Origin of the sequence: Microvirga soli (genome assembly GCF_016734765.1) — a bacterium.
GTDB lineage: Bacteria > Pseudomonadota > Alphaproteobacteria > Rhizobiales > Beijerinckiaceae > Microvirga > Microvirga soli.
The window spans coordinates 30,131-48,472 of sequence record NZ_JAERQE010000022.1 but is presented as its reverse complement, the minus strand read 5'-3'; the positions used below and the strand labels follow the sequence as shown (position 1 = coordinate 48,472).

19 protein-coding genes and 1 pseudogene are annotated in these 18,342 nt (G+C 64.2%); 9 read left to right on the top strand and 11 right to left on the bottom strand.

Going from position 1 to position 18,342, the window contains the following annotated elements; translation table 11 throughout:
- Window positions 1-40: 40 nt before the first annotated feature.
- Window positions 41-1,153, bottom strand: coding sequence for a copper-containing nitrite reductase (gene nirK, locus JKL45_RS18010; protein WP_201862963.1), 1,113 nt, complete (start codon window positions 1,151-1,153; stop codon window positions 41-43).
- Between the two features lie 251 nt (window positions 1,154-1,404).
- Here nirK and hemN point away from each other — a divergent pair, with 251 nt between their 5' ends.
- Complete coding sequence (gene hemN / locus JKL45_RS18005; RefSeq protein ID WP_201862962.1) at window positions 1,405-2,757, top strand: oxygen-independent coproporphyrinogen III oxidase; 1,353 nt, start codon at window positions 1,405-1,407, stop codon at window positions 2,755-2,757.
- A 72-nt stretch (window positions 2,758-2,829) separates the two neighbouring features.
- On the opposite strand, the gene JKL45_RS18000 is transcribed toward hemN, so the two are convergent.
- The 6 genes from JKL45_RS18000 to JKL45_RS17975 form a co-directional block, all read right to left on the bottom strand.
- The gene (locus JKL45_RS18000; RefSeq protein ID WP_201862961.1) at window positions 2,830-4,743 is read right to left on the bottom strand and encodes a nitric oxide reductase activation protein NorD; all 1,914 of its coding nucleotides are present in this window, start codon (window positions 4,741-4,743) and stop codon (window positions 2,830-2,832) included.
- A 14-nt stretch (window positions 4,744-4,757) separates the two neighbouring features.
- Window positions 4,758-5,570 (bottom strand): CbbQ/NirQ/NorQ/GpvN family protein, encoded by an 813-nt coding sequence (locus JKL45_RS17995; RefSeq protein WP_201862960.1) that lies wholly within the window; start codon window positions 5,568-5,570, stop codon window positions 4,758-4,760.
- Window positions 5,571-5,633: 63 nt separating this feature from the next.
- Window positions 5,634-6,980, bottom strand: coding sequence for a nitric-oxide reductase large subunit (locus tag JKL45_RS17990; RefSeq protein WP_201862959.1), 1,347 nt, complete (start codon window positions 6,978-6,980; stop codon window positions 5,634-5,636).
- Between the two features lie 16 nt (window positions 6,981-6,996).
- Complete coding sequence (locus tag JKL45_RS17985) at window positions 6,997-7,449, bottom strand: c-type cytochrome (protein ID WP_201862958.1); 453 nt, start codon at window positions 7,447-7,449, stop codon at window positions 6,997-6,999.
- A 226-nt stretch (window positions 7,450-7,675) separates the two neighbouring features.
- Complete coding sequence (locus JKL45_RS17980) at window positions 7,676-7,951, bottom strand: cytochrome C oxidase subunit IV family protein (RefSeq protein ID WP_201862957.1); 276 nt, start codon at window positions 7,949-7,951, stop codon at window positions 7,676-7,678.
- 4 nt (window positions 7,952-7,955) lie between these two features.
- On the bottom strand, window positions 7,956-8,522 hold the full coding sequence (locus JKL45_RS17975) for a cytochrome c oxidase subunit 3 family protein (RefSeq protein ID WP_246498649.1): 567 nt from the start codon (window positions 8,520-8,522) through the stop codon (window positions 7,956-7,958).
- 136 nt (window positions 8,523-8,658) lie between these two features.
- Between JKL45_RS17975 and JKL45_RS17970 the strand changes: the two genes are divergently transcribed.
- Entirely contained in the window at window positions 8,659-8,814 is a 156-nt protein-coding gene (locus JKL45_RS17970; protein ID WP_201862955.1) for a hypothetical protein, read from the top strand.
- Between the two features lie 26 nt (window positions 8,815-8,840).
- On the opposite strand, the gene JKL45_RS17965 is transcribed toward JKL45_RS17970, so the two are convergent.
- Window positions 8,841-9,533 carry an NnrU family protein gene (locus JKL45_RS17965; protein ID WP_201862954.1) on the bottom strand — a complete coding sequence of 231 codons (693 nt, stop codon included), beginning with the start codon at window positions 9,531-9,533 and terminating at the stop codon, window positions 8,841-8,843.
- Window positions 9,534-9,623: 90 nt separating this feature from the next.
- On the bottom strand, window positions 9,624-10,013 hold the full coding sequence (locus tag JKL45_RS29995) for a DUF2249 domain-containing protein (protein ID WP_246498647.1): 390 nt from the start codon (window positions 10,011-10,013) through the stop codon (window positions 9,624-9,626).
- Window positions 10,014-10,200: 187 nt separating this feature from the next.
- On the opposite strand from JKL45_RS29995, the pseudogene JKL45_RS17955 reads away from it, so the two are divergent.
- Window positions 10,201-10,377 (top strand): annotated as a pseudogene (locus JKL45_RS17955) (DUF1858 domain-containing protein); the annotation flags it as partial.
- Window positions 10,378-10,467: 90 nt separating this feature from the next.
- Here JKL45_RS17955 and JKL45_RS17950 read toward each other — a convergent pair.
- Entirely contained in the window at window positions 10,468-11,166 is a 699-nt protein-coding gene (locus JKL45_RS17950; RefSeq protein ID WP_201862953.1) for a Crp/Fnr family transcriptional regulator, read from the bottom strand.
- A gap of 346 nt (window positions 11,167-11,512) precedes the next feature.
- Between JKL45_RS17950 and JKL45_RS17945 the strand changes: the two genes are divergently transcribed.
- The 5 genes from JKL45_RS17945 to JKL45_RS17925 all read left to right on the top strand — a co-directional run bounded on the left by JKL45_RS17945 (window position 11,513) and on the right by JKL45_RS17925 (window position 16,242).
- A complete protein-coding gene (locus tag JKL45_RS17945; protein ID WP_201862952.1) occupies window positions 11,513-11,968 on the top strand; it encodes a pseudoazurin in 456 nt (151 codons plus the stop codon).
- Between the two features lie 72 nt (window positions 11,969-12,040).
- A complete protein-coding gene (gene ccoG / locus JKL45_RS17940; RefSeq protein WP_201862951.1) occupies window positions 12,041-13,486 on the top strand; it encodes a cytochrome c oxidase accessory protein CcoG in 1,446 nt (481 codons plus the stop codon).
- Window positions 13,486-14,667: an NnrS family protein gene (locus tag JKL45_RS17935; protein ID WP_201862995.1), complete on the top strand. Its 1,182-nt coding sequence runs from the start codon at window positions 13,486-13,488 to the stop codon at window positions 14,665-14,667. The genes ccoG and JKL45_RS17935 overlap by 1 nt, the downstream gene beginning before the upstream one ends.
- A 352-nt stretch (window positions 14,668-15,019) precedes the next feature.
- Window positions 15,020-15,274, top strand: coding sequence for a PAS domain S-box protein (locus tag JKL45_RS17930; protein ID WP_201862950.1), 255 nt, complete (start codon window positions 15,020-15,022; stop codon window positions 15,272-15,274).
- A 98-nt stretch (window positions 15,275-15,372) separates the two neighbouring features.
- On the top strand, window positions 15,373-16,242 hold the full coding sequence (locus JKL45_RS17925; RefSeq protein ID WP_201862949.1) for an HlyD family secretion protein: 870 nt from the start codon (window positions 15,373-15,375) through the stop codon (window positions 16,240-16,242).
- A gap of 310 nt (window positions 16,243-16,552) precedes the next feature.
- On the opposite strand, the gene JKL45_RS17920 is transcribed toward JKL45_RS17925, so the two are convergent.
- Complete coding sequence (locus JKL45_RS17920; RefSeq protein ID WP_201862948.1) at window positions 16,553-17,260, bottom strand: FadR/GntR family transcriptional regulator; 708 nt, start codon at window positions 17,258-17,260, stop codon at window positions 16,553-16,555.
- A 243-nt stretch (window positions 17,261-17,503) separates the two neighbouring features.
- On the opposite strand from JKL45_RS17920, the gene JKL45_RS17915 reads away from it, so the two are divergent.
- Window positions 17,504-18,307: a transporter substrate-binding domain-containing protein gene (locus tag JKL45_RS17915; protein WP_201862947.1), complete on the top strand. Its 804-nt coding sequence runs from the start codon at window positions 17,504-17,506 to the stop codon at window positions 18,305-18,307.
- Window positions 18,308-18,342: the final 35 nt, after the last annotated feature.

Below are 18,342 nucleotides of genomic sequence, written 5' to 3'. Positions count from 1 at the left end.
TGCGCCCGGGCCAGGATGCGGCCGCTTCTTATCGTTCGTTCTAGTGGCCGCCGGTCGACTGTGCCGATTTCTGCGGGTTGTAGTCCTTGAAGACCGCCTCGTTCTGCGGGCCCTCGACTTGGAGGATGCCGGCCAGTCCGCGCTCGACGCGACTCAGGGCATGGTCGACCAGGATGTAGTTGCCGGGCACCTCGAGCTTGAAGTCGACGACGCTGGCTCCTCCGGGAGGCGTGGTGATTGTCTGGACGTCCTTCAGCGGCGAGCTGAGCGAAGCCATCGGATAGGCCTTGTCGAAGATCTCGCCGATCACGTGGAAGGACGAGGTGTAGTTCGGGCCGCCGACGCCGAAGTAGATCCGCACCATCTCGCCGACGTTCGCCTTGAGCGGGTTCTTCTTCAGGGCGTCGGTGCTGCCGTTGAAGATGAAGTACTCGGGGCGCTCGCTGAGGAGCTTGTCGATGCTCTCCTCGGCATGGCCCTTCGTGCCGTAGGCCTGCTCGGTGTAGATCTCGCCCTGCATGACGTAGAACTCACGGTCGACCTTCGGCAAGCCCTCTTCCGGCTCCACCAGGATCAGTCCGTACATGCCGTTGGCGATGTGCTGGGCGACCGTGGGTGTTGCGCAGTGATAGACGTAGAGGCCGGGGTTGAGCGCCTTGAACTCGAAGCCGCGGGTCTCGCCGGGAGCCGCTTCCGTGGCCTTGGCGCCGCCGCCGGGGCCGGTGACCGCATGGAAGTCGACGTTGTGCATCATGAGGCTGTCGTCGTCGTTCTTCAGCTTGACCTCGACCGTGTCGCCAACCCTCACCCGGACGAAGGGACCCGGAACCTTGTTGTTGAAGGTCCAGTAGTGGTAGGTCGTCCCGTCCGCCAACTGGCCCGTTACCTCTGTGGTGTCCAGGTCGACCTTCACGCGCTGCGGGCCACGCTTGCCGATGGGACCGGGCAAGTCGGTAGGCAGGCGCACCACGTTGATTGGGGCCGCCACGGTGCCGCTGGCATCCGAGTGGCTGTGCACGTGCGGTGTGGCAGCGGCGTACTTGTCGCCGGCATTGGCGGGCAGGGGCTGGGCGAGCAGGGCCGCCGCGCCCAGGGCGAGAACCGCAACGGTCGCAAGCAGCGGCCGGCGTCCCGAGATCTTCAGAGCTTTCATCGTAACCCTCCTTCGTGGGACCGCCTGGCGGATCGGAATTGGTCCGTCATCGGATGCTTAAGCTGTACACTCCTGGGGCAGGGGTAATTTGTTGCAACGCAAATAACGGGACGAATGCAAAGCCTGGCGAATGGCTTTCGGATAAATTGAGCAAGCTCAATGAAGGCGGCGACAAACGGCCGTAGATGTACTCGCAAGCCATCGACCCGACGCACCCGACGTGGACAGCGTCTCCAATGGGAGCCATCGCGATGAGAGACGACCTGAGAGCGCGATACGGGGAGGAGCGGCTTCCCCGCTACACGAGCTACCCGACAGCGCCGCAGTTCTCGGACGCCATACGGCATGAGGCTTACGGGGAGTGGCTCTCCGCCATCCCGGGCGGAACGACGGCATCGCTGTACCTTCACGTGCCCTTCTGCCGCTCCATGTGCTGGTATTGCGGTTGTCACACCACGATCACGCAGCGGGACGCACCCATCGTCGACTATCTGGACGTCCTCCGCCGTGAGATCGGCCTCGCCGCCGACCGCCTGAGCGCTCCACTGCCGGTGGGTCACGTGCACTTCGGTGGAGGCACGCCGACCATCATGGAACCCGCCGAGTTCATCGGCCTGATCGATCTCATGCGGCAGAGGTTCTCCCTTGGTGACGGCGCGGAGATCGCCGTCGAGATCGATCCGCGCACGCTCACCCGCACCATGACCGCCGCCCTGGGCGAGGCGGGCGTGACCCGTGCCAGCCTCGGCGTGCAGAGCTTCGATCCGGTCGTGCAGCGCGCGATCAACCGCATCCAGAGCTTCGAGCAGACGGCGAGGGCCACGACTGGCCTGAGGGAGGCGGGCATCCGCGGGGTCAACTTCGATCTCATCTATGGCCTGCCGCACCAGACGGTCGAGTCCTGCATCGAGACCGTGCGGCAGAGCATCCAACTCCGCCCCGAGCGCTTCTCCGTCTTCGGCTATGCGCATGTCCCGACGTTCAAGAAGCACCAGCGCAGGATCGACGAGTCCGCACTGCCGAACGGCGCTGCCCGCTACGAGCAGGCCGAGGCGATTGCCGGGGCATTGATCCAGGCCGGATACCGCCGGATCGGGCTCGATCATTACGCGCTGCCGGAGGATTCGATGGTGCAGGCCCAGGCCGACGGCGTCCTGCACCGCAACTTCCAGGGTTACACCACCGATCCGAGCGATGTGCTGATCGGCTTCGGCGCTTCCGCCATCGGACGGCTGACGCAGGGCTACGCCCAGAACGAGGTCGTGCTGGGACGCTATGCCGAACGCATCTCGCGAGGAGAGCTGGGGACGGCGAAGGGCTATGCGCTGACTGCGGACGACCGTCTCAGGGCCGACCTGATCGAGCGGGTGATGTGCGACTTCCGGGTCGACGTGCAGGAGGTGTGCAGCCGGCACGGCACCGCTCCGGAGACCATCCTGCAAGCAATTCCCCGGCTTCGAGTGCTGGAGCAGGACGGTATCATCCGTTTCGACGGAAACCTGCTGTCGGTGAACGACGACACGCGTTTCCTGGTCAGGACCGTCGCATCCGCGTTTGACGTCTATCTCGGAGCGTCGGGGCGAACGCACAGCCGCGCCGTGTGAAGGATGTCCCGGAAAAGGTGAAAGGAGCGGCCATCGATCCGGATGGCCGCTCCTTTCGTATCGCGGTGCTGTCTACCTGAGGAGTTGGCGGTAAATGGACGGCAGGGCCGAGGGCAGCCTCGCTATCTCGCCGACGATTGCGTAGCCGCCGCGGCCGAAGAGCGTCGGGAAGTACGACTGCGCTTCCCGGTCCACCGTCACGCCGAAGACGGTGATCCCGGCGCGGCGAGCTTCCATGACGGCGCGGCGGGTGTCCTCGATGCCAAAGCGGCCCTCGTAGTAGTCGACGTCGTTCGGCTTGCCATCGGTCAGCACAAGCAACAGGCGCTGGCGGTTCGGACGCTCCGCCAGTTTGGCCGTTGCATGGCGGATTCCCGCACCGATGCGGGTGTAGTAGCCCGGCTTCAGGGACGCGATGCGCCGCTCGACGGCCTGGCTCATGGGTTCGTCGAAGTCCTTGACAGTCTCCACACGCACCCAGGAACGGCGGCGCGAGGTAAAGGTCAGGATGGAATGGGAGTCGCCGCAGGCGGCCAGTCCGTGTGCCAGCACCAACAGCGCCTCCTTTTCCACGTCGAGCACGCGTCGGTTGTCGATCCATGCATCCGTCGAAAGCGAGACGTCGACCAAGAGCGTCACGGCGAGATCATGAGCCTGACGCCTGCTGGCGAGGTGAACGCGCTCAGAGCCGGATCCCCCCGAAAGCAGGTCGCTGCGGGCGCGCACCAGTGCGTCGATGTCGATTTCCTCACCATCCGGCTGCGCCCGCAGGATCTCATGCTTCGGCCGCAGCGCCTCGAACTGCCGGCGGACACGTCGGATCAGCCGACGGGCCTCGTCGTCAGCCTCCCAGGCCTCACCCTCATCCGAGGCCCGGGCTGCCAGCACGCGACAGTGACCCGGCAGATAGGCCTTGCGGGTGTAGTCCCACTCCGGATAGGTCAGATCCGCCGTCAGGCTCGTGGTGTCCACGGCTTCGGGGGGCAGGTCGAGGTCGAACTTGAGCTTGGTCGCCGGCTTGCCCTTGTGATTGGAGAGCGGAATCTCCTCCATCTCTTCCAAGGCTTTCTCGGCGTTTTCGTCCTCGTCATCGTCCGAGGGCCGGTTGACGTTGACCATCTCCGCCATGGCCAGGATCTTCTCGAAGCGGTTCAGGATGAACGGATCGCTGCGCTGGGCCTGGTCCGCTTCGCGCCGTGCTGCGAAGCGCTTGCGCGTGTCCGATGCGGCAAGGTCGCCCTGTCCCGCAGGCTCATCGCCGTTGCGGTTTGCCGCCCCGGCTGTGCGGGTCCAGGTGTCGCCCCAGAGCGGAACCGGCAGGAACGGCTGATAGCCCGCAGGGGCTTGAAACGGCAAACCGGCGTCGTCAATCATCATGTCCCAAAGGGGAGGCAGCGTCGCGGTGTTGTCGCCCAAAAGCGAGAGGACAATGCTCTCAACCTTGCCTTCGGATGCCGGGAGGGGCCGCTGAGGCCGGGCCTCGCGCATTGCAGCGCAAAGCTCGGTGTAGGTCCTTGTCAGACCGGGGCACTCCGCCAGAACGGTGGCGACCGTCTCCTGCACCCTCCGGAGAACCAGAAGATCCCGGCGCAGCGGATCGGCCTCGTTGATCGTTTCGGTCGGGACATAGGCGAAGTAGGCCGCCAGCCAGAAATAGAGCGAGCGGTTCAGCGCGCTCGAAGGAAAGATCTCGATCTTCGGTGGGAGGAAGAGGGTGGCCGCATTGCGCCCCGGCTGCTCTAGCCGCTCCTCGGCGACGCCGATCCGTTGGAGAAGGTTCAAGCGGTGGGACGAGGCTCGGGACGCGGTGCCGGCCAACTGCACGCCGGCCTCGCCGCCGAGGCCGCGAAAGAAGACCGGGAGGGAGGCGCGGACTTCGTCGAGCGAGACACCAAGCCCGGGATGGTGCGGATAGGTCACCGCGCGTCCGACCAGACGGTGCCAGAACTGGCCGACGGTCTCCTCGAGTTCCAGGAAGTCGAGCATGGCGGGTCTCCAGGTCAGGCGAGCGTCGCGCGGGCGACCTCGAGCAGGGCTTTCTTGACGTCGAGATCGTCGGTGAGCGGCTCGATCATGGTCGCGGTGACTGCCTCCTCCGGATTGACGCCCGCCGCGATCAGGGAGGCGCAGTAGACCAGCAGCCGCGTCGAGACGCCTTCCTCCAGGTCCTGGCCTTTCAGCGCGCGCAGACGGCGGGCCAGCAGGAGAAGGGGACGAACGCGCTCCGCCGACAAACCGCTCTCCGAGACAACGACGGCGATCTCCTGATCGATGGGAAGGAAGTCGAACTCTATGGCGACGAAGCGCTGGCGGGTCGAAGGCTTCAGGGACTTGAGCAGGGTCTGGTAACCAGGGTTGTAGGAGACCACGAGCATGAAGGAGTCCGGCGCCTGCAATTCCTCGCCCGTGCGGTCGAGGGGAAGGATGCGGCGGTCGTCCGTCAGCGGATGGAGCACGACGGTCACGTCCTTGCGCGCCTCCACGATCTCGTCGAGGTAGCAGATGCCGCCCTCGCGCACGGCGCAGGTCAGCGGGCCATCAGCCCAGACCGTGTCGCCGCCCTTGAGAAGGTAACGTCCCGTCAAGTCGGCGGCGGTGAGATCGTCATGGCAGGACACGGTATGCAGCGGCAGGCCGAGGCGGGATGCCATGTACGCCACGAACCGGGTCTTGCCGCAGCCCGTCGGACCCTTCAGGAGCAGCGGCAGGCGCTTGCGCCAGGCGAGCTCGAAGAGGACGCACTCGTTGCCGGCAGGGACGTAGTAGGGAAGTTCGACGGCGAATTGCGGCACGGCGTGGAGAAGGGACTTCATCGATCAATCCTCAAAACATGGTGGGGAGTTCGGGGCAACCACGGGCCGGCCGCCCCGGAGGGCTTACTCGGCAGGCTGGAGACCTTGCGTCAGGCGCGGGGCCTTCTCGCGGCCGGGAACGAACACCGCGTAGACGAACATGATCGCCGAGATCAGCACGAACACGCCGGAGCCGAGGCGGATCCAGTAGAACAGCGCGAGCTGATCCTGGACGTCCATGTACGACTGCCCGAGCACGCGTTGCAGGTGGACCTGGATGACGCCCGCGAAGGTGAGCGCGAAGGTCATCACCGACATCGCCGTGCACATGATCCAGAAGCTAACGATGCACAGCATCTGATTGTACGGAGCGCGGCCAAGGATCTGCGGCATGGCATAGGTCATCACGGCGAGGTTCAGCATCACGTACGCACCGAAGAAGGCGAGGTGGCCATGGGCGGCGGTGACCTGCGTGCCATGGGTGTAGTAGTTCACCGACGATAGGGTGTGCAGGAAGCCCCAGACGCCCGCGCCGAAGAATGCCATCACCGAGCAGCCGATCGACCACAGCAGGGCCGCGCGGTTCGGGTGCTTGCGGCCCGCCTTCCAGGTCATCTGGACGGTGAAGATGACCATGGTGAAGAAGGGTGCGACCTCAAGCGTCGAGAACAGCGAGCCGATCCACTGCCAGTAGCCGGGAGCGCCGATCCAGTAGAAGTGGTGGCCGGTGCCCAGGATGCCGGAGAACAGCGCCATGCCGACGATGACGTAGAGCCACTTCTCGACGACCTCGCGGTCGATGCCGTTGAGCTTGATCATCAGGAAGGCGAGCACGGAGGCCATGATCAGCTCCCACACGCCCTCGACCCACAGGTGCACGACGTACCACCAGTACATCTTGTCCACCGCAAGGTTCGAGGGGTTGTAGAAGGAGAACAGGAAGAAGATCGCCACGCCCCACAGCCCGAAGAGCAGGATGTTGGTCACCACCGTCTTGCGTCCCTTGAGCGCCGTCATGGTGATGTTGAACAGGAACATGAGGCACACGACGACGATGCCGACCTTGATGATGAAGGGCTGCTCCAGGAACTCGCGGCCCTCGTGGATCTTGAACAGGTATCCCACCACCGCGACGCCTGCTGCGCCGAAGAACATCCAGAACTGGATTTTCGCAAGAAGCGGGCTGAAGAGCTCGTTCTCGGTCTCCTCCGGGATCAGGTAGTAGGTCGCGCCCATGAACCCGATCAGCAGCCACACGATCAGCGCGTTGGTGTGGATCATCCTGACGACGTTGAACGGCAGAAGCTCGGACAGGGTATTGGGCAGGACATAGATCGTGCCGGCGAGGACGCCGAACAGGACCTGGGCGATGAACAGGGCCAGCGCTCCGTAGAAATAGAGCAGGGCCACCTTTTGCGTCTGGTATTTCATGATGACGATTCCCCTCTCAGCCGGCTTTGTTGGGTGGCCAGTTCTGGGTCTTGATGCGGTCGGTCCATTCCAGGAAGTCTGCGAGATCGTTGAGTTCCTGGTCGGTCAGGTTGAACTGCGGCATCTGGCGCCGGCCCTCGATCCCGGTGGGCTGTGCGCCCATCCAGGCCTTCAGGGTCTCGCGAGCTCCTGCCGGATCCTCCCTGCCGCCGTAGCGGTCCCAGACGTTGCCGAGCTCGGGGGCGAAGTAGGCGCCTTCGCCGAGGATCGAATGGCAGTTGATGCAGGAGTTCCTCTCCCACACGTGCTTGCCGCGGGCGACGGAGGACGTCAGCGTCGAGACGTCCGTCGATGTGGTGTTCATGTAGTAGTGGCTGTGGGCGGTCAGGCCCACGAAGATGGCGAAGAAGAAGAACGAGCCCCCGTAGAACACGTTTCTTGCCGCCGATTTGGTGAGGACTTCAGCCATCACGCGATCCTTCTTGATCGGGCAGGGAGGTAGGAGGTGCGGTGCGGGCCGCCGTGTCGGAGGTGCCGGGGCGGGCTCCGGGAATGGGCCATCTGAAGGAAACGGGTGAACATGGCTGATGCCTGGCAGTGAAGTCGCTTGCCGCGCGGAGCGGATGGTCGGCAACGTACAGGAGCGGACGGAGCGTTCTTTGCTCTGGCACAAGCTCCGGAGGGGAGTGCCCTCGTCAGCCGTGCAACAGGGGGGCCGCCGCGGCGATCCAGGCCAAGGCGGCAACCAGGATGAGCCACGACGACAGCGCGATCCGCCAGCCGGGCGGAACATCACGGAGCTTGAGGAAGTCCATCAGCATCCACCGTCCCTTGGCGACGGTCGCCGTCAGCACGATGCCGCTGCCGACGAGGCCTCCCGCTCCCGCATGCCCGGCGATCATGCTGAGGATGGTGAGCAGGACGAGCAGGATCCAAGCGCGTGTCGCCCGGCGTGCGGCAATGCAGGTCATGGCGTCATCCGACCAGGTAGACCAGCGGGTACATCACGACCCAGACGAGGTCGACCATGTGCCAGAAGGCCGTGCCGGTCTTCAGGTTCTCCGGGCTGTCGTGCAACACGACTGCCGCGATCATGACGATCCCGAGCACGACGTGGAGAAGGTGGAATCCGGTGATCAGGAAGTAGAGCGTGAAGAACGTGTCGGTCTCCAGGCCGATGCCGGCCTGGACCTTGGCCGCGTATTCCACGACCTTGACGGCGATGAAGACGCAGCCCAGGGCCGCCGCTCCGGCGAGCAGCAGCCGCGCCGACCTCCGGCGTTCGATCATGCGGGCCTCGACGGCCAATGCGGCCAGCCAACCGCTGGTGATCAGGACGATGGTGTTCACGCCGCCGAGGACGGGATCGAGCTGCGCCCGGCCGGCCGCGAAGACGCCGGGCCGAACGGCTCCCGTGACGGCGAACGTCGCAAGAAGAAGTCCGAAGGTGACGACCTCAGTCAGGATGAGCACCCACATCATCGGGTGTCCCGGCAGGTCGGACAGCGCCCCCCAGGGCCTGTCCTCTCGCGCAGCGTCCATCGTTTCCAGCCATTCCGTACTTGCCGACATCGATCCTTACGGCGCCCATCCGACATTCTCGTTGCGCTGCCTCAAACAACGTACTGACGTTCCGGTCCATAGAGGGATGGAAACCCATGAACAGGAGAGAGCAATCATGACGGATGCACAGGTCGGACTGGTGATGGCGACACCGCTCATCGTCATCTTCGCGGTGATGCTTCACAGGATGGGCGTGCTGCGCCTGAGCGGCACCGTCGCGGCGGTGACGATGTCGGTAGCCATCGCGGTCACCCTGTTCCTGACCCAGTAGCGAGGTTCCCGCGGGACTGGCGATGCCTACCGCATTGCGAGAAGGCCCGCGAGGGGGTCGGGTCCGATGAGGAGCGCATGGCCCTGGAGGATGAACCAGGCACAGGCGCCGACTGCGATCAGGGCGGGCAGCCTCTGGGGACGCAGCGATGTCCATGAAGACCGCCACTGCAATAGTGCCGTGAACGGGATTATCGACGTCCCGGCGCTTCGGGCGTGCCAACGGTTGGCGCCCATGCGCCTGCGGGCATTGAGGTCAAGCAGGAAGAAACCCAGGATCGAGAACGCGGCCATCCCGCTGAAAAGGAGGACCACGACGAGGCTTCCGTTCGGCGGGACGTGCGATGCCGCCCAGATCAGGAAACCCCAGAGGACGGGATGGTGCGTGACGGCGACGATCGGGCCGGGCTCCTCGCCGCTCCGCAGCGAGATCGAGAGCGGATTGGGCCACGCGAGACCGGCGATCAGGAGGAACGCGGCGACCGGCATGGCGAGGAAGGGCACATGCCGCTGCCAGGGAGCGGGATCCCAGAGCAGGACCGTCACCGCCGGCTGGGCAGCCAGGGTGAGCCATGCGAGCAGTCCGAGGGACAGGAGCGAGTAGGCGGTGAGGTAGGTCGCTCTTCCCATCAAGCCGATCAGGCGCGACCGAAGGCCGGGGCTGGCCGGTATCAGGTGAGCCGCGAGGAAGACGGCCATGGCAATGTGAAACTCGGTCATGGGCGACGCTTCCGGGTTGTGTCCGGCAAGGGAGAGGTGACGCGGAGCCGCTCGAGGCTCCGCGTTGGGGCTGCTTGCGGGCATGCTGCCTCAGGCCGCTTCGCGGCTGATGCGCACCTTCCATAGATCGGGTCCCTTCGCGACGTAGTCCCAGTCGAAGGCACCCGGACAGTTGACGCCGAACTGGTAGAGGAGGGGCCTCGGGTCATGATCGTTCACGAGCAGGAAGCTCTCTCCCTCGTCCAACTGGTCGAAGGTTCCGAAGATCAGGGAGTGCCGCATCCGCGGCATGATCTGGCGGAGATCGATGACGGTCTCGGTGACGTTGCAACTGCACATCGGCAAGCGTTCCTTGGCAGGCAGCCGGGCAGGTCCCGGCCGCGGTCGGTTGGTGAGGTCCGGGTACCCCTGCGGATCCCGGGCGAGGGTGGCCTCGATGGAGGGTGCATTCCCGAACCGGGTAGGAGCGCTCCCGCGCATCCGCGATGACGGCCCTCCTTCGACGGCCGGGACCCTCGCCCATCAGCGCTTCCGCTTCTTTGCTCCACCTCAAACAATGGCGCCGGCGTGTCCGCTTCCTTCGCCTCGTTGATGCCGCGCAAAGAATGGCAGCGGAAAACCGGCAGGATGGGGCATGTCCAATCGAACCATCGGCGCGGAGGCCATCATGCCCCTTGAACCCACCCAGCTCGTCGACGACATCATGCGGCGCTGGCCCATGACGATCCGGGCCTTCTTGAACCACAGGATGCATTGCGTCGGCTGCCCGATTGCCTGCTTCCACACCGTGGCCGACGCCTGCCGCGAGCATGGCGTCGATCAGGCGGAATTCCTGGCCGACCTGAGGGCCATCATCGCGCAGGGGTCCGTTCCCCCAGCCCGGGACGGGTCCACACCCATTACTGCCCGCTGGCCCACATGAGGTGAGAGGGACTCAGTCCGACGGGCGCTCGGCAAGGATGAACAGCTTGTGCGGGTCGCGGATCGAGATCCTTTGCCGTCCGCTCTCGACGAGGCCCTGGTCCTCCCACGCGCTCAGGATGCGGCTGACCGTGTGCAGCGTGGTTCCCGTCATCTCCGCGACGTCCTGACGTGAGATCGGAAAATCGATCTGGATTCCATCCTCGCCCTTGCGCCCGGCCTGCTTGGCGAGGCGCAGGAGCGCGTGGGCGACGCGCCTCTCGACCTGCTCGGTCGACATCTCGACGACCCGGGTGTGGGCGTCCTGAAGGCGGCTTCCGACGGTCTGGATCGTATTGACGGCGAGCGAAGGATTCTTCGCGACGAGGCGGGGCCAGGCCGCAGACGGCCAAACGAGGGCGAGGCTGTCCACGACCGCGAGGGCCGTGGCCGGGTAAGTGGTGCGCCCCATGGCCATGGCGATCCCGAAGATCTCGCCGGGCGTCACGTAACGGACCACGACCTGCTGCCCGTCGGGTGTGACCTTCATGACCCTCAAGTGCCCATGGAGAAGGATGAAGAAGGAGCGTGCCTCCTCGTCCTGCTGGAAGACGCTCGTCCCCTTCTGGTAGCGGATCGATTGCGCTTCCCGGAGGATGTCGTTGAGATCGTCCGGCTCCACGCCCGCGAACATCGGAAGATCGGCCACGAGCGACTTGTCCAGGTTCGGCATTCTGCGGCTTCCATTTCTCATTCGAGCGTCAGGTCAATGGTATCTCAGGGTGGAGGGAGATCACGCCCCGGCCGTGCGTGGATCTCACGGATCCACCTCAGGCCGACTTGGACGAGGACCATCACCGTAATCGTTGCCCAGCATCACTTACCATGGTGCCGACCCTGCCGAATTGATGCACCTCAAGGCCGCGCATCCTTGTCATGGGAATGGAGCACGCTTCCGGAGGTTTCGACGAAGAACGTCTCCCAGTTTGCGTCAGATCAAACAGGTCCGCCACAAGGAGGCGTATGACTTTTCCTCAAGAGCCGGTGAGGCTCGCAGGTCTCAACCAAGGAGAAGGACCATGAAAAAGGTTGTCGTGCTCGGCGCTCTCGTGGCGGCCCTCGGATTCGCAAGTGCGGCCGGCGCCGCCGAGGTCGAGGTGAAGATGCTCAACAAGGGCACCGAAGGCGTCATGGTGTTCGAGCCCGCGTTCGTGAAGATCAATCCCGGCGACACGGTGAAGTTCGTGGCCGCCGACAAGGGCCACAACGTCGAGACCGTCGATGCCATGGTGCCGGAAGGCGGGCAGAAGTTCGTCGGCAAGGTCAACGAGGAACTGGCCGTCACCTTCGACAAGCCGGGCGTGTACGGCTACAAGTGCAAGCCGCACTACGGCATGGGCATGGTCGGAATGATCGTAGTCGGGGATGCGGCCAACGTGGATCAGGCCAAGGCCGCCACGCACCCCGGCAAGGCCAAGCAGGCCTTCGCCAACCTGTTCGACAAGCTCGCCTCGACGACGACTGCCGCCAAGTAACGGCGTGCCTTGAGGCCCTTGCGCCGCCGCGGCGATCACGCCGCGGCGGCGCCAACATCCTTGCAGCGCCCAATGGCCACCCTCGACATCAGCTTCAAGCCCGAACGGGCCCACCTTCGCAAGCCGAAGCGCGGTGTCATCACGGAGCGGGTCGTTCCCCAGTCCGTTTCCGGCCGCTACCGCCGCCTGAAGTGGATCGCGCTGATCGTCTGCCTGGCCGTCTATTACGTCCTGCCGTTCATCCGATGGTCCCGCGGTCCCGGCCAGCCCAACCAGGCCGTGCTCCTCGACCTCGAGCGTGGACGCCTTCATTTCTTCTTCATCGAGATCTGGCCCCAGGAGGTGTACTACCTCACGGGCGTGCTGGTCTTGGCGACCCTGGTCCTCGTCTGGCTCAACGCCGTCGCGGGCCGCGTCTGGTGCGGCTACTTCTGTCCGCAGACCGTCTGGACCGACTTGTTCCTTCTCGTCGAGCGCTGGATCGAGGGCGACCGCAGGGAGCGCCTGAGAAAGCAAGGGGCGCCGCTCACGCCGAGGCGCATCCTCGAGATCGGGCTCAAGCACGCGACCTGGCTTCTCATCGCCATGCTCACCGGGGGAGCCTTCGTCCTCTACTTCACCGACGCACCGACGCTTCTGGCCGATCTCGCGACCGGCCGCGCCTCCGTGCTCGCCTATGCGTGGGTCGGCATCCTGACCTGCGCCACCTACACCCTGGCCGGCTTTGCCCGTGAACAGGTCTGCACGTGGATGTGCCCGTGGCCGCGTCTCCAGGGCGCGATCTGGGATCCCGAGGCGCTGACCGTCAACTACCGCGACCACCGGGGCGAGCCGCGCGTATCCGCCAAGAAGGCGGCCGAGCTGAGGGCGAAGGGCGAACCCGCCGGGGACTGCGTCGACTGCATGCAGTGCGTGACCGTCTGCCCGATCGGAATCGACATCCGCGAGGGCCCGAACTTCGCCTGCATCAACTGCGGCCTGTGTGTGGATGCCTGCGACACGACGATGGCCAGGCTCGGCCGACCTCGCGGCCTGATCGACTACGTGGCTTGGTCCAACATCGAGCGGGAGCGCCGGAAGGAGTTCGTCCGCAGCCGGGTGATCAGGCCGAAGACCGTCGGCCTCGGTCTGTCCGTCATTGCGCTCATCGGCATCATGGGCGTCGGCCTCTCGACGAGGGGCGACGCCAAGGTCACCGTCATCCACGACCGCAACCCGGTTGCCGTAAAGCTCTCCAACGGACGGACCCGGAACGGCTACGCGGTCCGGGTCTACAACAAGGCTGGCGTCGAACGCTCATTCCGGCTGGAGGTCTCCGGGTTGCATGCCGCAACCGTCGAGACCGTCGGCGAGGACGGCCCGGTGAGGGTCGCCCCTGACACGACCCGCGAATGGCGCGTGCTCGTCACGGCTCCTGCCGACGACAGGCAGCCAATTGCATTCACTGCGACCGACGTCGCATCGGGTCACCCGGTGATGGCGCAGGACGTTTTCATTCCAGTCGAAGGAGGCCGATGATGGCTCCGATCCCACGCCTGCGCGATTACGAGGGACCCGCGCTCCTGTCCTACGGTTTCCGGCCGTTCTTCCTCTTCGGCTCCCTCTATGCCGGGCTCGCGATCCTGGCATGGCTGCCGATGTTCCACGGCGAACTGGAACTGGCGACTGCCTTCGCACCGCGCGACTGGCACATTCACGAGATGCTGTACGGCTATCTCCCGGCCGTGATCACCGGCTTCCTGCTGACGGCGGTCCCGAACTGGACCGGGCGCATGCCGCTCCAGGGGGTGCCTCTGCTTGTCCTGGTCCTGGCATGGGTCGCCGGCCGCATGGCCGTCACCACCTCGGCCTGGATCGGCTGGCAGTCCGCGGCGCTCGTCGACAACGCGTTCCTGCTCCTCGTTGCCGCCGCCATGGCCCGCGAGATCGTCAGGGGAAGGAACTGGCGCAACCTCAAGGTGCTGATCGCGCTGGGGGTTCTCACGATCGGCAACATCGTCTTCCACATCGAGGCCAATGTCCTCGGTGCCGCCGACTACGGCATCCGCTTCGGGATCGCCGCCACCATGATGCTGATCATGCTGATCGGCGGCCGCATCATCCCGAGCTTCACCCGCAACTGGCTCGCACGGGAGAACCCAGGCCGCCTGCCGGCATCGTTCGGTCGCTTCGACGTGGTCTCCATGGCCGCGGCCGGCTGCGCGCTCCTGGCATGGGTCGCCGTACCGGACCTGCCCGTCACCGGCGCAGCCCTGATCATCGCCGGGCTGCTCCAGGCGATGCGGCTTGGCCGCTGGGCAGGCGAGCGTACCTGGAGGGACCGTCTCGTCCTGATCCTGCACGTGGCCTATGGATTCGTGCCGCTCGGCTTCGTGCTGAGCGGCCTGGCATCCCTGGGCCTGATCTCCAGCGGCGCGGGTATCCACGCCTGGACGGGCGGCGCCATGGGTGTGACGACGCTGGCGGTGATGTCCCGGGCGAGCCTTGGCCATACGGGAAGGGCGCTCGTCGCCACGGCCCCCGTCCAGCTTCTCTACGGGTTGATCGTCGCGGCCGCCCTTGCCCGGATCTGCGCGGCAATCCATCCCGCCTGGAGCAGCATGCTGCTGCACGTGGCGGGTGCCGCATGGGCCGCAGCCTTCGTCGGCTTCGCACTGGCGTACTGGAACGTGTTCACCCGCCCGCGGGTAAAGTCCTGAGAGGACTGCAAGGATCCTCAAGCAAGCCGGATCGGATTTCGACATGGCATGCGGTGACGTCGATGCATCCGGCTGCAACCCGGCAGGCCCGCACGTCTTAAAAATATCCGCCAGCAGACCTATATCCCCGGGCAACACAAGCCACGCCCGTACCCGCAGGAAGGCGGGCCGTCGCAAGCTCGACGGTCCAAGGAGCCGAATGTCCGTCAACGCCAGTGACCTCGATCCCAGCACCGCAATATGACCGGAGCGCCTGGTCGGTGCAGGTCGACGAGGATGTCCCCATGAACCATTGGAGGAATGCTTGAGTTGCGGAGCCGGAGGACGAAGGGGCCTCCATGCACATCCGAGGATGGCTGAACTCCTGCTTGACGCCGTCACCGAGGTCGCCCTCGTGGTGCTGGACCCGGACGGACGGATCACGGGCTGGAATGCGGGCGCGGAGCATATCAGCGGCTTTCGCGAGGAGGAGGTTCTCGGGGAGCACTTCTCGATCTTCCATCCTCCGGAGGACATCGCGGGCGGCAAGCCGGTACGGGAGCTTGCCGCCGTGCGCGAGACGGGCCGCTACCAGGAACAGGGCACACGCCTGCGCAACTGGTCCTGACCCAGCAAACTGGTCCATTAGGAGGACAACTTTTTCGGGCATATCTCGCGCTGGTCGTTCTCTTCCTGGGCTCCCTCGCCTATTACTTGGTCGGCGGCATGGTTGTGCTGGCCATCGACGGCACGGTGCTCAACGACCGCTACTCTGTCGGCGCAAGCTATCCAGGCAAGGTGGTGGACGTCTATGTGAACGAAGGAGACCGGGTAGAGGCTGGGACGCCGCTGCTGCGCCTGGAATCTTTTGAGATGGTACAGGAGCTTGCCAACTTCGCCCTGCGGGACAGTGAGCTTTCCATTCGTGAGGGTCAGCTTGGCGGCAAGCTGACGGCCTTCGAGGCGGTTTCCCCCTTGGCACAGCGCACGGCGCGCGAAACCATGGTGACGGCAAGCCAGTTCGACACCGTGATGGGCAAGGGCATCGTGTCGTCGCTCTCCAAGGACGATGCCCTGCGCAACAGCCTGCAGGCCGCCGAACGGGTGGCGCAGATGCAGAGCGAGAAGCTGTCCACCGAGAACGAGCTGAAGCTTCTCCGGCAGTCGCGCGCAATCTTCAGCGAAGCCATCGGCAAGCTCAACGGCATCTATGACGACGGCTATCTGCGGGCCGGCGTGCCGGGCATCGTCGGCGCGAAGGTGCCGATTCCAGGACAGATCATGAAGTTCGGCGACGAGCTGATGCAGATCAACGGCAGCAAATCTTATATTCTCGCCTACCTGCCCGACGATTATCTGTTCGACATCTCGGAGGGCATGGCCGTGAACGTGAAGGGTGGAGCCTTGTCGGCGAAGGGACGGATCGATGCCATCCTGACGGTTGCCGATGCGCTTCCTGCAGAGTTCCAGAACATGTTCCGTCCACGCGACCGCTCGCGACTGGCCCGCATCACGCTCGATGACAAGAACCCTTTCGCCGTCTCGCAGAAGGTCGCGATTTCCGGTTGCGCATTCGGGTATTGCTGGGCGCGGTGACGGGCTTCCGGGCGTTGGCTGAGCGGCTTCCGTCGGTTCAAGCTCTAGGAGTCCTTTCCCCGTTGTCGAGAAGCAATTCTAGCGGATGTTTGAATATCCTCCTGCAACGTCCGGCTTTGGCACACCCAGGACTAAAGAGCTTAATCCGCTTCGGCTCTTAGGAGCTGACCTTCGTTGGATTAGCCAGAAGGTGAAAGGTTGACCTGAAGGGGACCTTTGGGGGGTACGCTCCCGGACTTAAGGCGCTGCTTAACCTGATTTTGGTTGTTGGATTGCCGTTGAGTCACCTCCGGCCTCAGCGGCGCATGTTTCAGAGCGAGATGCCGTAACGGCCTGCGGCCGAGCGGATATGGCTTTGCATTGCCGCTTCGGCCGTGTCGGGATCTTGGCTGGCTATACCCTCCAGAATGGCCTCATGCTCACGCACGGTTTCACTCAGGCGATCGAGCTGCGCCATGGGAAGTCGTTGACTCTCGACGAGCAATTCACGCACTGGCCGGTACATGGCGGCGAGAACAGGGTTGCCGGAGAGTTCAAAGATCAGATCGTGAAACTCCGTGTCGTTGACGGCGAGGCTAATCACGTCGCCTGCCTTGAGAGCTTCATGCATGGAGTTCGTACACCGTCTGAGGCGTTCCTCGGCGGGTTTGTCAATGCGAGCGGCTGCGAGCCTCGCCGCGTAACCTTCCAATCCCAGGCGCGCCTCGTAGACATCGGCGGGCGTGCAGCGGTCGGAGTAGCGCCACAACGGCCTGCGTGCATTGGATTTTGCGACGAATACCCCACTACCTGCCCGCACAGTCAGAAGACCCATCGTTTCGAGCACAGTCAGCGCCTCTCGCACCGACGGCCGGCTTACGCCGAGCTGCTCAGCCAGCTCTCGCTGGGAAGGAAGACGCTGGCCAGCCTTAAGGCCGCCCTTCAGGATCAGGCGCTGGATATGTTCGACAATGCCGCGTGGCACGGGAGTGCGGTTGGCGAGTTCCAATTCCGACAGGTTTACTGGATCACTCGTCATCTGCTGGCCCCACCTCATCCTCATATCGCCTCGGCCCGTGCCTATGAGGCTCATTTTTGATCACCTCAAGGCCATGATTGGCCTTGACCATGCGTCAGGATCGCTGCAGGATCAACCGGTCAGATTGGTAAGACCAGTTTGACCAATCTGACCGGCTTGCACAAGTGTCAAATGAGCTGGCTAGCAGATGGCAGCAGAATATGATCGCCGGCTATGAGCCCGGCGCGCAGGATGGAGGACCAGATGTCAGCGAAATTCACCCGGCGCGGCACATTCGCCGCAACATTAACCGCCGTGTTGGCCATGTCAGCAGGAACAATGGCCTATGCTGCCGACATGAAGGTTGGAGCGAACGTCGGCAACGTTCCATGGGAGTTTCAGAACGAGAAGGGCGAGATCGTGGGTTTCGAGGTTGACGTCGCCAAAGAAGTCGGCAAGCGCCTCAACATGAACGTGTCCTTCGTGAACATTCCGTTCAACGGGCTATTTGCTGCGGTACAATCAGGTCAGGTGGATGCCGCCGTATCCTCGATCACCATCACGAAGAAGCGTCTCGAGTCGGTATCCTTTGCCCAGCCTTATTACGATAGCGACCAATCGCTGGCGGTGCGAGCCAACTCAGGCATTAAAAACCTGGAAGGGATGGCAAGCAAGGTGGCCGCAGTTGATACCGGTTCGACCGGTGACATGTGGTCGACTCAGAACCAGCAGAAGTACAAATTCTCTGATATCCGCCGCTATGAGGGCTTGGCCCCTGCGATGCTCGACCTTGCAGCAGGCCGCATCGACGGCTATGTCAGCGACATCCCGGCCGTACAATACTACATCAAGGATAAGCCGATCTATCAGGTGGTGGAGCGCATCCCGACCGGCGAGCAGTACTCGATGATGTTCGCCAAGAACAGCCCGCTGGCGGAAAAGGTCAACGCCGAGATCACGAAGATGAAGCAGGACGGAACTTTGGCTAAGATCCACGAGCAGTGGTTCGGCGCCAAGGCCGAGCCGAACTCGACGACCATCAAGGTCATGGAGATGCCCAAGCTCTGACGAGCAACTCTCCCCGAGCGTCCGGCACAGGTGCC

Excerpts from the sequence above, each read along its gene's own strand:
- nirK (WP_201862963.1), bottom strand. The coding sequence starts at position 1,153 with ATGAAAGCTCTGAAGATCTCGGGACGCCGGCCGCTGCTTGCGACCGTT.
- hemN (WP_201862962.1), top strand. The coding sequence starts at position 1,405 with ATGAGAGACGACCTGAGAGCGCGATACGGGGAGGAGCGGCTTCCCCGC.
- JKL45_RS18000 (WP_201862961.1), bottom strand. The coding sequence starts at position 4,743 with ATGCTCGACTTCCTGGAACTCGAGGAGACCGTCGGCCAGTTCTGGCAC.
- JKL45_RS17995 (WP_201862960.1), bottom strand. The coding sequence starts at position 5,570 with ATGAAGTCCCTTCTCCACGCCGTGCCGCAATTCGCCGTCGAACTTCCC.
- JKL45_RS17990 (WP_201862959.1), bottom strand. The coding sequence starts at position 6,980 with ATGAAATACCAGACGCAAAAGGTGGCCCTGCTCTATTTCTACGGAGCG.
- JKL45_RS17985 (WP_201862958.1), bottom strand. The coding sequence starts at position 7,449 with ATGGCTGAAGTCCTCACCAAATCGGCGGCAAGAAACGTGTTCTACGGG.
- JKL45_RS17980 (WP_201862957.1), bottom strand. The coding sequence starts at position 7,951 with ATGACCTGCATTGCCGCACGCCGGGCGACACGCGCTTGGATCCTGCTC.
- JKL45_RS17975 (WP_246498649.1), bottom strand. The coding sequence starts at position 8,522 with ATGGACGCTGCGCGAGAGGACAGGCCCTGGGGGGCGCTGTCCGACCTG.
- JKL45_RS17970 (WP_201862955.1), top strand. The coding sequence starts at position 8,659 with ATGACGGATGCACAGGTCGGACTGGTGATGGCGACACCGCTCATCGTC.
- JKL45_RS17965 (WP_201862954.1), bottom strand. The coding sequence starts at position 9,533 with ATGACCGAGTTTCACATTGCCATGGCCGTCTTCCTCGCGGCTCACCTG.
- JKL45_RS29995 (WP_246498647.1), bottom strand. The coding sequence starts at position 10,013 with ATGCGCGGGAGCGCTCCTACCCGGTTCGGGAATGCACCCTCCATCGAG.
- JKL45_RS17950 (WP_201862953.1), bottom strand. The coding sequence starts at position 11,166 with ATGCCGAACCTGGACAAGTCGCTCGTGGCCGATCTTCCGATGTTCGCG.
- JKL45_RS17945 (WP_201862952.1), top strand. The coding sequence starts at position 11,513 with ATGAAAAAGGTTGTCGTGCTCGGCGCTCTCGTGGCGGCCCTCGGATTC.
- ccoG (WP_201862951.1), top strand. The coding sequence starts at position 12,041 with ATGGCCACCCTCGACATCAGCTTCAAGCCCGAACGGGCCCACCTTCGC.
- JKL45_RS17935 (WP_201862995.1), top strand. The coding sequence starts at position 13,486 with ATGGCTCCGATCCCACGCCTGCGCGATTACGAGGGACCCGCGCTCCTG.
- JKL45_RS17930 (WP_201862950.1), top strand. The coding sequence starts at position 15,020 with ATGGCTGAACTCCTGCTTGACGCCGTCACCGAGGTCGCCCTCGTGGTG.
- JKL45_RS17925 (WP_201862949.1), top strand. The coding sequence starts at position 15,373 with ATGGTTGTGCTGGCCATCGACGGCACGGTGCTCAACGACCGCTACTCT.
- JKL45_RS17920 (WP_201862948.1), bottom strand. The coding sequence starts at position 17,260 with ATGACGAGTGATCCAGTAAACCTGTCGGAATTGGAACTCGCCAACCGC.
- JKL45_RS17915 (WP_201862947.1), top strand. The coding sequence starts at position 17,504 with ATGTCAGCGAAATTCACCCGGCGCGGCACATTCGCCGCAACATTAACC.